Here is a 12,361-nt window from a genome sequence, read left to right as displayed (position 1 = left end):
ATCCCCTCCCCTACACCGCGTCCCGCTCCACCGGGCAGCTCATGCAGCGCGGGCCGCCACGGCCCCGGCCGAGTTCGCTGCCGGGGATCTCGATCACCTCGATGCCCTGCTTGCGCAGATGGGTGTTGGTGGTGACGTTCCGCTCGTACGCCACGACCACGCCCGGCTCCACGGCCAGCACGTTGCAGCCGTCGTCCCACTGCTCGCGCTCCGCCGCGTGCACGTCCTGCGTCGGGGTGAGCACCCGGATCTCGGTGAGCCCGAGGGCGGCCGCGATCGCGCTGTGCATCTGCTCCGGCGGGTGGTCGCTGACCTGCAGGGTCTGCGCCCCGGCGCCCGGCTCGATGGTGTACGAGCGGAGCATGCCGAGGCCCGCGTACTGGGTGAAGGTGTCCTTGTCGACCATCGTCATGACCGTGTCCAGGTGCATGAACGCCCGTCGCTTCGGCATGTCGAGCGCCACGATCGTACGGGCGGAGCCGGCCGCGAACATCCCGCGCGCCAGCATCTCGACGGCCTGCGGAGTGGTGCGCTCGCTCATGCCGATGAGCACCGCGCCGTTGCCGATGACGAGGACGTCGCCGCCCTCGATGGTGGACGGGTAGTCGGCCTGGCCCTCGGTCCAGTGGTGGAACGGTCCTGCTTCGGGGCCGGCGAAGAGCGGGTGGTGCTTGTAGATCGCCTCGAAGTGCACGGTCTCGCGCTGCCTGGCGGGCAGCCGCATCGCGTTGATCGCCACGCCGTCGTAGATCCAGGCGGAGGTGTCCCGGGTGAAGAGGTGGTTGGGCAGCGGGCCGAGGAGGAAGTCGTCCAGGTCCATGACGTGGAAGCGGACGGAGCTGGGCTCGGTGTGCCCCGCCAGGAACTCACGCTTCGTCATCCCGCCGATCAGCGCCTCGACCAGCTCGCCGGTGTCCATCGCGTCGAAGACGGCGCGCAGATGGTCGGTGGCGAGCGGGCCGTACTGCTTCTCGTCGAAGACCCGGTCCAGGACGAGCGCGCGCGCCTCGGGGATCTCCAGGGTCTCGCGCAGCAGGTCGCCGAAGAGGTGCACGGCGACGCCGCGGTCGCGCAGGACGTCGGCGAACCCGTCGTGCTCCTGGCGGGCCCGGCGGACCCAGAGCACATCGTCGAAGAGCAGAGCGTCCTTGTTGGACGGAGTGAGCCGCTTCAGTTCGAGGTCCGGGCGGTGCAGGATGACGCGGCGCAGCCGCCCGGTCTCGGAATCGACGTGGAATCCCATGGGCCCATCCTGGCCGAGCCGGGCGGCGAACCGCTATCGCACCGCGATCAGAACGATGACGAGCAGGAAGACGGCAAGCAGCCCTCCGATGAGGGCGAACACCAGGTTTCGGTCATCCCTGGGCAGAGGTTCGGCTTGATAGGGAGGTGGGGCCACCGGAGCGGGGGCGGGGGGTGCGGGCGGCGGTGGCGGCTGCGGGGGCGGAACGGGTGCGGAGGGGGCGGGTGGGGGCGGTGGTGCCTGGGCCGGTACGGGTGCCGGTGTCTTCCACGCCTGGGGCGGGCGGGCGTACGCCTCCCTGAGCAGGGCGAGCCAGACCGCCTCGGGCAGGCCCGGTTCCGGTTCCTCCAGGATCCGGGCGACGGCCGCGCGGCCGGCGGGCGCGGGCCCGTTGCCGAGCCGGGACAGCAGGGCCGCGAGGCGGGCCTCGGTCTCCGGTTCGTGCGCGTGGGGACGGACGGCCCAGCCGTACAGGGCGGCGGCGTTGGCCGCGCGGACGGCGTCGGACGGGGCCTCGGCGGTCACGAAGAGCTCCCGGGTGAGGACCGCGGTGCAGAACTCCCTGCGACGGTCGCGGTTCCAGTGCGGCAGGCGGCGAGCCGCCTCGGCCAGGAGGAGGCTCGTGGTCCGGTACGGCAGCCGGTGGCTGTACACGGTCTCGACCAGTTCGTCGTCCCCGATCCGCGGCACGGCGGCCGGGACGCGCGGGTCGTCCGGGTACTCGATGACGAGCCGCAGCGCCTTGGCGTCCCCGCGCACCGAGCGCCCCCGCACACCGCGCTTCGCCGCGGGCGCACCCCACTCGGCCTCGGCCCGCGGCACCCCGCTCGCGAACGGCCCGGCGGCGGGGGCGGCTCCCTGCGGCGACGCCTTCGCGGGCACCGCGTACCCGTCCCCGTACCGCGCCCCGGCGGGGACGGCGGCCCCGGGCGCGGAGGCGTACGCGTAGGGGGTCTGGGCCGGAGCCGGTTCCCGCACGCGGGCGAGGTCTCCAACGTCGCTCGGTGCCGCCTGCGCCGGCCGGGTGCCGGAGCCGTACGGATCCGGGCGCCCGGCCGCGCCGGAGTAGGGGTCCGGGCGCTCGGGCGTGCCGCTGTACGGGTCCGGGCGCCCGGGCGTGCCGGTGTACTCGTCCGGCCGCTCGGCCGTACCCGCGTACAGGTCATGCCGCTCGGCGCGGGCCTCATACGGATCCGTGCGCTCGGCCGTGCCGGAGTACGCCTCCGACCGCTCGGCGCGGGCCGGGTTCGCGTCCCGTCGCTCGGCGTCACGCGCGTACGGCTCGGGCGGCTCGTCCCGGCTCCGGTCCGGCTGCTCGCCGCAGCGCGGGTAGGGATCCGGCTGCCCGTCCCCGGCCGCGTACGGAGCCTGCTTCTCGCCTCGGGTGTGCGACCCCGATCGCTCGCCGCCCCTCGGGTGCTCCCGCGGGGACGGGTGGGCCGGGGTCAGGGAGAGGAGGGCGCGGGTGGCCGTGTCCAGGAGGGGGGCGCGGCGTTCCGCCGCCACGATGGCCAGTGCCTCGGCGACCTCGAACTCGGCGCCGTCGCCGCGTTCCAGGCCGTCGAGATGGCGGGCCACCAGGCCCCGGGCCACCGAGGCCGCGCGGTCGTCGAGGAGTTCCAGCGGGTCGGTGCGGCGGCGGTCCGTGCTGCGCGTCGCCGCTCCCGCCCAGCGGCCGACGAACACGTACCGCAGGTTGGGCAGTTCGGCGGTGTCGTGGGTGGCGAAGGTCCACGGCCACGGCACGGCCCTGCCGAAGATCCCGTGCAGCCCGAACAGCACCCCGCAGGCCCCCGCCCCACCGCTCCGGTCGAGGAGCGTGAACCGGCCGTCCGGGTGCCGCAGCAACTCCGCCACCGCGCCGGCGAGTTCGTCACGGTGCCGGGCGAGCCCGGCCGTGAGCCGCTCCTGGCCGACCACCGCGGAGCGGATCAACTCGGCCTCCGGCACCCGGTCGAGCGTGCCGCGCACCCGCGCGAGCGGCAGTTCCGCCGCGCCCGACCAGTCCCAGGCGTGCAGGCCCAGACACGTGTCGGGGTCGAGCACCTCGCTGGTGCCGGCCAGGACGTGGCAGACCGTACCGGCCCGGCCGCCGGCCTCCTGGACGGGAGCCCGGCGCACCAGCACCACCCGCCCGCCCGCGTCCTCGACGCGGACCAGCGCCGGCCGCGTCTCCTCTCCCCCGGCGTCCCCGCCGGCCCGCAGCATCGCGCCGGTGATCCGGAAGACCGTCTCGACCTGCTCGCGCGAGCCGGACCAGGCCACCGGCCCGAAGCCGGTCGTGCCGGAGGCGTTCTCGGCGTCCCAGCGGAAGACGATCTGGTCGACCCATTTCTCCGGACGGGCCATCAGAATCCCACCTCTCTCGACTCCGTACCCGGCAGCAGCCCGCACATGGCGAAGACGGACAGCAGCGGCGCGAGCACCCGTCGCGGCCGGGCTCCGTGCGGGAACCGGTCGTCCTTCGCCCGGCCGCCGGTGGCGGCGACGAAGTGCAGGGTGCAGCGCGCGCAGTCGTCGAACGGTTTGAGCCAGGCGGAGCTGGCGTGGTGCGCCAGGAACGCGTACGCGTCCCGGCTCTCCTCGCGGACCGCCGCCGCGTCGAAGCGGGCCGGCAGGGCCCGCCCCAGCCAGCGGTCGACGGTCGGTTCGAAGCGCACGAGGTCGCTCTTGTTGACGGCGAGGGCCGCCGGGGCGGTGACGTGTCCGCCGGTGCGGGGCACGCGGTTGAGGACGGTGGCGAACGCCTCGTCGCCGAGGTCGCGCAGCGGCAGCCGCTGCTCGGCGCGGACCGGGTCGAGCGAGGGCAGCCCGAGCGCCCGCAGGGGGTCCAGGACGAAGACGAAGGCGTCGACGCCCATCAGGAACCGTGTCACCTCGCCGTCCTGGGCGAGGTCCTCGCCGGCGAGGTCGAAGAACACGACCGGCCGCGGCATCGTGCCGGGCGCGGAGACCAGCAGCCCGTCCGCGAAGCGGGCGAAGGTCTGCTGGCCGGTACGGGCGAGCTGCCGGCCCTGCTGGAGGTGCTGCACGCGGTCGCGCAGAAAGGTGCGGTGGTCCTCGGGGTTGAGCGGCAGGCACTTCAGCCCGTACGGCTCCAGACCGCCCTGCTCGACCTCGCCGAGCATCGCGGCCAGCAGGTGCGTCTTGCCGACGGAGGAGCTGCCCACGAGGGCGATCGACAGGGGTTCGCCGTTGGTGAGGTACGGGACGGGCAGCTCGTGCGCCTGCTCGCCGTCGGCGTGCGGGCAGCGGTGGTACGCCTTGCGCAGCGCGTCCTGGCGGTGGGCGGGGCGGTGTTCGGCGCTCAGGTCGAGCGGGATGCGGTCGCCCTTGGCGTCGATGATGACGAGCAGGCTCTCGTCGTACTCGACGGGCAGCAGGCAGTGCGGGCACTGCCTGCCCCGGTCGGGGACGGGCGGGGCGGGCGGTCCGGCCGGCGGGTCGAAGGCGGAGTCCGCGGCGGGCCGGGGCGGCCGTGGGGCGGCCGGCGGGCCGCCGAACAGGCGCTCGCGCAGCGAACGGCGCGCGGGGGGTACCCATTCGAGTGCCTCCGCGCCGTCGTCGTCGGCCTGCTCGGGACCGAGCCCGGCCCGCCGGGCGCGCTTGCGGGCGAGCTGGGCGTCGAACTCGGCCCGGCGCGGGCCCAGCGCATCGGCGGCCGCGGCGGCGGTGACCAGCGGGTCGGCGACCGGGACGAGCCGCAGCAGTTCGGCGGGCGCGGCGCGGTCGGCGGCCCTCGGCGCGTACAGCCGGGCGCGGTCGAGGGGAGCGAGCCGGCGGAGGTCGGGAAGGTCGGCGGGCGGGCCGGTGCCGGCTCCGGCGCGGCCGGACACCACGTAGTACAGCACCTGCGCGACGGACCACAGGTCGTCGCGCGGGTCGGCCGTCCCACGGCCCTCGCGCTGCTCCGGCGCCGCCCAGGGGGCCGCGCCGAAGGGCTCGCGCGGGTCGCCGGAGCGCTGGGCCGCGTACGGCTCGGCGAGGCGGACGTGCCGGCCGTCCCAGCGGACGGTGTCGGGGGCGAGGGCCCGGTGGACGAGCCCGACATCCTCCAACAGCCGCACTGCGAGGGTGAGTTCCTCCATGACCTGGTGCTGCTGGTCGCCGCCGAGGGCGCCGGAGCAGGCGGTGAGGGGTTCGTCGCGGGACATGCGGTAGAGGAGGAAGGGCTCCGGCGCGTCGAGGTCGTAGCCGACGAGCCGGGTGAAGAGGTGCGCGTGCGCGCCGCCGCCGTGGCGGCGTTCGAGCGCGACCGAGGCGGCCGCCTCGCGCTCCAGGCCGGCGAAGGCGTGCGGGGCGCCGTGCGCGGAGACCGGGATGCGGTACTGGACCGCCGTCCGGCCCGCGTCTAGCCGTACCGGGCGCGCGAGCACGCCGGGGCGGCCGGGCGCGGGGCGGTCCGGGCCGAACGCGGGGGCGGGGACGCGGACGCGGGTCTCCTGCGGGGTCAGGAAGTCGAAGGAGGAGCCGGTTTCGGTGGTGCCGGGGGGCGGGCTGGGGGTGGGGCTGGGGGTGTTCACGGTGCTTCGCTCTCCTCTTCCCTGACCGTGCGCACCACGTCCGCGCGGAGCGGGACGAGGTGCACGACACCGGCGTGCCGGCCGCCCGGCGTCCACACGACGTCCTCGGCCGCGCCGAGCCGGCCGTCGCGCTGCTCGTCCCGTCCCGCGTCGCGGCGCATCGCCTCGGGCACGAACGCCACGCGGCGCACCGCGGACGGGTCCTGCGACAGCAGCCGCCGATGCTCCGGTCCGCAGAGGGGGACGGTCTGCTCGGCGTCCTCGGCCGTGACGAGCCGCGCGACGCGGTCGGTGGCCACGCCGGTGAGCCGGGCGGCGTCGGGGCGGTCGTGCGGGTCGGCGGCGTACCGGGGCGGGGAGGCGGCCGCGTCGCGCAGCAGCCGCTCGTGGGTGTCGTCGAGCAGCTGCCCCATCGGCGCGTCGAACGCGTCCCCGGTGACGCCCGCGGGGTCCCGCTCGAGCCCGGCCCAACAGCCGTCGAGGACGAGCACGGTGCCCTGCACCAGGTCGTCGACGAGCGTGTCGAGCAGGGCGGGCCCCCCGTCCCCGAGCTGCCGCTCCAGCCAGGAGGGCAGCGTGTCGGCGTGGAGGGGACGGCGGGGGTGGGGGACGGTGGGGTGAGGTGGGGTGGGGCCGTCGGGCGGGCCGTCGATCCGTCCGTCCGTGCGGTCGGAGGCAGTCCCGGGCGACGACCAGGTGTCGCCGGACGGCTCGTCCCAGGCGTCCGCGGAGCCGTCGGACCACGCGTCCGCGGCGTCGTCCCAGTCGGTCCAGTCGTCCCAGGAGTCGGACGCCCCAGGGGGCTTCTCGGCGGTGGGGGCGGAAGGGGCGGTGGTCCATGGGCGGTTGTGGTCGTCCGCCGTGCGGGCCAGGCGGCGCAGCAGGTGCGCCAGCGTGCCCGACGCGTCCGAGCAGTGGTGGCGCACCTCCGCGAACAGCCAGTCGTGGACGGCCGTTTCGGCGACCAGGGCCTGGACGTCGCGGGTGATCCGGCCCGCGTACTCGGCGTCCGTACGGGTCCACCAGTCGTCGACGCCCCGGCTCCAGTCGCGCACGGCGAGCAGCAGGATGGTCAGGACCCCGACGAGCAGTCCGGCCGCTCCCGCCCAGGCGGGCGGACCGAGGAACTGGCCGGTCGCCGCCCCCGCGAGGCCGCCGAGGACGCCCCCGAACAGGCGGGGCGCCGCCCCGGTGGAGCCGCCGCCGTCGAGCCGTCCGCCGGGCGAGCGGCTGGGCCTGCGGCGCAGCACCAGCACGGCGAGTCCGGCGGCGAGGAGCCCCGCGACCGGGCCGAGGCCCCAGCCGAGCAGCGGCCAGAGCCCGGCCAGGTAGGCGAGTACGCCGGTGACCACGGCGGCGACCGGACGCGAGCCGCCCGCCGTGAACGGCACGGGCCGCGCCAGGTGCCGCAGGTAGCCGGGGTCGCAGAGCTCGTCGAGCCGCGCCAGCCGGGCGGCGCTGCCCGCCGGTGCCGAGCGGGCGGAGAGCGCGGCGAGCCGCGCGGCGACCGAACGCAGCGGCAGCGGGCGGGCGACCAGCGCCTCGGTGTGGTCGCGCAGGCCGGGCACGACCCCGGCGCGGGTGACCTCCGGCGGGAGTTCGGGCAGGGCGATGCCGAACTCCTGGATCCGGGCGCGGTGTTCGGCGGTCAGCCGCGGACCGCTCGCGGCGGTGAAGGCGTCCGCGACGGTGTTCCGGAACCGGGTCAGCGCCTCGGCGAGCCGCTCCAGGCCGCCGGGCAGGTCGGGGGCGCGGGACACGCCGGTGAACAGCCCGGCCGGGCCGCGGATCTGCTCGCAGTCCGCGACGACGTCGGCGAGCGCGGCCACGCAGTCCCGCAGCCGCGCCCCGGCCCGGCCGCCGGCCGGCAGCCAGTCGTGGCCGGCCAGGCTCGCGGGCAGCGAGTCGTCGAGCAGCGGGGCGAGTGCGGGGGGCGGCGGCTCGCCGCCGCCCTGGGCGGGCGCGTCCGGTCCGGCGAGGCGCTCCAGCGCCTGGCGCCAGACACGGGCCCTGGCCTCGTCGGTGAGGTCGTGCTCCAGGAGCCGTACGGAGGGGACGGCGACGCCGTGCACGACGCCGCCGAGGGCCCGGAGCAGGGCGTCGAAGACGTCCGGCGGGGCGAGGACGTCGACCAGCGGGCGCAGCGCCGCGTCGGGGTCGCCGGCGCGGTTGCCGCCCCCGTGCGGGTCGAGCAGCCAGAGCACGCCGGCGTTCGTCGGGCGCAGGGTGAGCGAACGGCGCAGCGTCCGCTCGCCGTTCGCCCCGACGGCGAGGCAGACGATCCGGGCGGGGCCGTAGGAGGACAGCTGCTCGTACTCACGCTGGTGGGCGACGATCCGGTCCGCGTCGTCGACGACGATGAACCGCCGGTCACGGCCGGGCTGAGGGACGTCGAGGGCCGCCTGGACGTCCGCCGCGGGATCCCTGAGGTCCAGGCATACGGCGTGCCCGGGCGGGGTGTGAACGATCACGCGTCCTCCCCGTCCGTCGACCAGGGGTACCGCTCGCTCTCCGGCTCGTCGGCCTCGTGCCGCCGCCGACCGGTGGCCCCGTCGGCCTCCTCGAAGCCGTCCCGCCGCGCACGGAACCCACCCTCGTACGCCCCGTCCTCACCGGCCCGCTCGTCGTCCCCTCGGCGACGCCCGTCATTGCCACTCGCACGGAAACCGTCCTCGTCCCGACCGGCTTCGCCGAACCCACGCCGAGCCCCGTCCTCCTCCCCACGACCACGCCCGTCACCGCCGGCCGCACGGAAACCGTCCTCATCCCGACCGGCTTCGCCGAACCCACGCCGAGCCCCGTCCTCCTCCCCACGACCACGCCCGTCACCGCCGGCCGCACGGAAACCGTCCTCATCCCGACCGGCTTCGCCGAACCCACGCCGAGCCCCGTCCTCCTCCCCACGACCACGCCCGTCACCGCCGCTCGCACGGAAACCGTCCTCATCCCGACCGGCTTCGCCGAACCCACGCCGAGCCCCGTCCTCCTCCCCACGACCACGCCCGTCACCGCCGGCCGCACGGAAACCGTCCTCGTCCCGACCGGCTTCGCCGAACCCACGCCGAGCCCGGTCCTCCTCTCCTCCGCCGCGCGGCTCACCGCCTGCTCCGCGGAACCCTCTGTCCTCCTCGCGGACTTCGCCGAACCCGCGCCGCGCGCGGTCCTCCTCCCGGCTGCGTCCGCCGTCCGTGCGCCCGTACTCCGCGTCCCGCCGTGCACCGGCACGGGACCGTTCGGCGGCGTCGTCGTCCCGCTCACGCCGTCCTCGTTCCTCGTCCCACCGGCCGCGCTCGTCGTACCGGCGGTCGCGGTCCTCGTCCCAACGGCCCCGGTCCTCCTCCCGTCGCCCCGCCGGGTCCTCGCGGCGGGTGCGTTCGTCCTCGCGCTGGCGCGGGACCCGGCGGTCGTAGTCGTCCGGTTCCGCGTCGTGGCGGGGGCGGCGGGGGCGTTCCTGGGAGGGGTCGGGGGCGTGGCGGTCGTACAGGGCGCGGAGGGTCGGGCGGGTGGCCTTCGCGCCGCCGGAGAAGCGCATGTCCAGGGCTCCCGGCACGGTCTGTTCCCAGAAGCGGCGCAGGGGGGCCAGCCACTCCTGGTCGTCCGGGTCGTACTCCAGGGCGAGTTCGTCGAGGAGCCGCAGTTGGCGCGGGAGCACCTTCTCGACGAAGTACGCGAACAGCGGCGACGGGGCGATCGGGGTCGTCGACAGGCCCGTCGGCAGCGTCCGCATCAGGCGTTCGCAGAAGTCCTCGATGATCTGGCCCTCGTCGAGCAGCGCCCAGCGCTCGTACTCGCGCAGCAGCCCGGCCCAGCTGGACAGGGAGCCGTCGAAGCCCTCCAGGCGCAGCGACATGGTCGCGGACTCGCCGTCCTGGAGTCGGATGCGGACCACGTCCGGCGATTCCGCCGGGCCCTCGATCTCGAGGCGGCCGTTCCACATCGCGCAGAGCAGCCGGTGCAGGATCCGCTGCCGGTCCTCCTCGGTGCTGACCAGCCAGTCGTCCTGGTGGCCGAGCCGCTGCCGCCAGTGCAGGAAGTCGTCCTCGCCCGCCGACTCCCGTGCCTCGGACCAGATCTTGAGGACACCGCGGACCTCGGAGATGTCGGTCAGGTTCATGCCGCTGCGGAAGAGGACGACCGTGATCGACTCGGTGTCGACCGCCCGGTACTCCTGGGCGGCCCGCGCCGGCAGGTTGAGCTCCTGGGCGAGATGGTTCGACGCCCGGTTGTCGGCCTCGGTCGCCGGGTGGACGATGAGGATCTTCATCGGCCCGCTGCCGTCGGGCGTGAAGCCCACCGGCAGCAGCCCGGCGAGCCGGGAGCGGAACTGCTCCAGCCAGCGCGGGTCGACCTTCGACTCGGCGGACTCGTCGCCGGCCGCGGCCCGCAGCAGCAGGCCCATCGAGGGCAGCAACGGCCGGGAGAAGCGGTCCTCGTTGGCCTCGCCGAAGAGCTTCTTCACGCGCTGCTCGACGACCTGCTTGATCTCCTTGACCGCCGCTCCGGGCGAGCGCCGCACCGCGTCGAGGGCGCGCAGCCAGTCCTCGGTGCGCAGCATCCGGTCGAGGAGCCCGGCGGCGTCGGTGTTCTCCGGCAGGCCCTCGCTCTGCACCAGCCGGTCGAGGACGTCGTCGTAGAACGCGCGCAGGCTGTTCTGCGGCGGCAGCAGGTACGCGATGCCGGTGCGGTCGTCGCGGTACAGCTCGCGGCGCCGGTCGGCGAACAGCTTGCCCTCGTCCTGCTCATGGGCGCGCAGCACCTTGGTGAGCTCGGCGAGTTCGGCGGTGACGCGGGTGAGCGGGGGCCGCCACTGGCTCTCGCCGGTCTGCCAGCCGCGGTGCCACAGCGCGTTGGCGCGCCAGCGGTACCAGGCGTCCTGCTCGGCGAGCGCCTCCTGGACGTCGGGGTCGTTCCACCGGGCGGGCACGATCCCGCCGACGCCGCCCTTGATGCGCGGGATGTGCGGGGCGGCGACCTGGATGTGCGGCGGGCGCTCGGGGTCGTTCCTGCGGTTGTCGAGCATGCCGGTGAAGCCGGCCCGGCCGATGCGGTTCGGGTGCCCGGGCAGACCGGCGAGGACCGACTCGAGCTGGAACGGGTCGATCCGGGCGAGGAGTTCGCGTGCCCCGGTGCCGGGCTTGAAGTCCTCGGTGAGCCGCGGGATGTCGCGGGCGAGCTCCCGCTCCAGCCGCTGCAGGGCGTCCTGCATGTCGCCGATCCGGTCGCGCAGGGCCTGGCTGATGGCTCTGGCGCCTTTGGGAAGCTGCTCGGGAGGCTCGATGTCGGGGGCCTCGCGGGTCCAGAGCCGGCCGACGCCGGAGCGGCCGAAGAGGTCCTGGACCTGTTCGGCGGCGTCGGCGGCGGGCCGCCGGGCCCGTTCGGTCATGCCGCGGACGGCCTGGGCGAGCAGCCGTGCGGCGACGATCTCGGCGAGGTCGTCGACCGGGACGGTGAGGGAGGCGGCGAGGCTGGTCGACATGCCGCGGTAGCCGATGCCCGAGCGGGCGGGCGTGGAGCGCTCGACGCTCTTGTTGATGAAGCTCGCGGCGAAGGACTGATAGTCGTCGTCGGCGCGGGCGGCGGCCCCGCTGTCCTCGCTGAGTTCGGTGCCGACGAGGGACATCACCATCGCGGTGATGGAGCGGCGCAGGTCCTCGGTGCGGATGACGGCCGGCTTGGAGAACAGGAACGCCGTCTGGACGGTGGAGGGCCGCAGCGCGACGACCCCGTCGCCGGGGTAGTGGACGCTGATCCGGCCGCGTTGCTCGACGTCGCCGACCTCGGCGAGGGCGTCCGGCACGTTCTGGTCGTCGACGAGGCGGGACAGGTCCACCAGGGCGCGGGCGGAGTTCAGTTCGGCCTCGCGGCCGCCGCCGGCCTCGGGTGGGAAGGCGGACGGCATGACGACCAGCGGGTAGATCTTCACGCCGGGCACCTTGGACTTGCGGAACTCGTGCCCGATGAGGTGGATGAAGTCGTAGAAGATGCCGGCGCCGGTGCCGCCGGCGACGGAGAAGGCGACGAAGACGTCGCAGCCGCGGATCCGGCCGCCGCCGACCCGCTGCAGGTCGCCGGCCGAGTTGCCGATCGCGCCGATGGCCTCGCGCAGTTGCCGCAGCACCGGCTCGAGGCCGGTGCGCATGGTGGCGAACAGGGCGGCCCGGCCGACGGTCGGCAGCTGCCCGGCCCCGTTGTGCAGCGGGGCGACGCGGGGCTGGCGGGCCTGTGGCGGGAGCCAGGTACGGGTCTCCTCGTGCAGCGCGACCCGGAGCATCCGGGTCACCTCGGGCGAGCTGTCGTACTCGGTGGGCAGCAGGTCGCGGACCATGCGGGAGGTCCGCGCGTACGCGGCGCCCTCGGCGCCCTTGGCGCGGAACTGCGGCTGGCGCAGCAGCTCGGCCTCGCTGAAGTCCGCGTACACGAACTGCAGGCAGTCGGGCAGCTGGAACGGCAGCCGGCGGCCGCCGTCGACGAGCGCGGTGCCGTCGGGGCCGCACAGTTCGCGCCGCAGTCCGCGCTCCAGCTCGCTGCCGATGCGCCCGCCGGTGCCGCCCAGGCCGACGAAGAGCATGGGCTGGTAGATCTTCATGTCGTCTCC

Annotated in this window: 5 protein-coding genes; all 5 read right to left on the bottom strand. The window is 75.5% G+C overall.

What is annotated here, in order from left to right; genetic code table 11:
• Positions 1-10 precede the first annotated feature (10 nt).
• From ABZO31_RS25750 to ABZO31_RS25730, 5 genes are read right to left on the bottom strand one after another with little or no spacing between them, the layout of a single operon-like run.
• On the bottom strand, positions 11-1,243 hold the full coding sequence (locus tag ABZO31_RS25750; protein WP_406863652.1) for an arginine deiminase: 1,233 nt from the start codon (positions 1,241-1,243) through the stop codon (positions 11-13).
• Between the two features lie 33 nt (positions 1,244-1,276).
• Entirely contained in the window at positions 1,277-3,592 is a 2,316-nt protein-coding gene (locus ABZO31_RS25745) for a hypothetical protein (protein WP_406863651.1), read from the bottom strand.
• Positions 3,592-5,766, bottom strand: a complete 2,175-nt coding sequence (locus ABZO31_RS25740; protein WP_406863650.1) for a hypothetical protein — start codon at positions 5,764-5,766, stop codon at positions 3,592-3,594. The genes ABZO31_RS25745 and ABZO31_RS25740 overlap by 1 nt, the downstream gene beginning before the upstream one ends.
• A complete protein-coding gene (locus ABZO31_RS25735) occupies positions 5,763-8,237 on the bottom strand; it encodes a hypothetical protein (protein ID WP_406863649.1) in 2,475 nt (824 codons plus the stop codon). The genes ABZO31_RS25740 and ABZO31_RS25735 overlap by 4 nt, the downstream gene beginning before the upstream one ends.
• On the bottom strand, positions 8,234-12,352 hold the full coding sequence (locus ABZO31_RS25730; protein WP_406863648.1) for a tubulin-like doman-containing protein: 4,119 nt from the start codon (positions 12,350-12,352) through the stop codon (positions 8,234-8,236). Before ABZO31_RS25730 ends, ABZO31_RS25735 begins: the two co-directional genes overlap by 4 nt.
• Positions 12,353-12,361 lie beyond the last annotated feature (9 nt).

This window comes from Streptomyces solicamelliae (assembly GCF_045348655.1).
GTDB classification, from domain to species: Bacteria; Actinomycetota; Actinomycetes; order Streptomycetales; family Streptomycetaceae; genus Streptomyces; species Streptomyces solicamelliae.
The sequence above is the reverse complement of the archived record's forward strand: the minus strand, read 5'-3'. Positions and strand labels throughout refer to the sequence as shown.

What these genes read in the sequence shown, in the direction of transcription:
- ABZO31_RS25750 (WP_406863652.1), bottom strand. Translation starts at nt 1,243, where the DNA reads ATGGGATTCCACGTCGATTCCGAGACCGGGCGGCTGCGCCGCGTCATC.
- ABZO31_RS25745 (WP_406863651.1), bottom strand. Translation starts at nt 3,592, where the DNA reads ATGGCCCGTCCGGAGAAATGGGTCGACCAGATCGTCTTCCGCTGGGAC.
- ABZO31_RS25730 (WP_406863648.1), bottom strand. Translation starts at nt 12,352, where the DNA reads ATGAAGATCTACCAGCCCATGCTCTTCGTCGGCCTGGGCGGCACCGGC.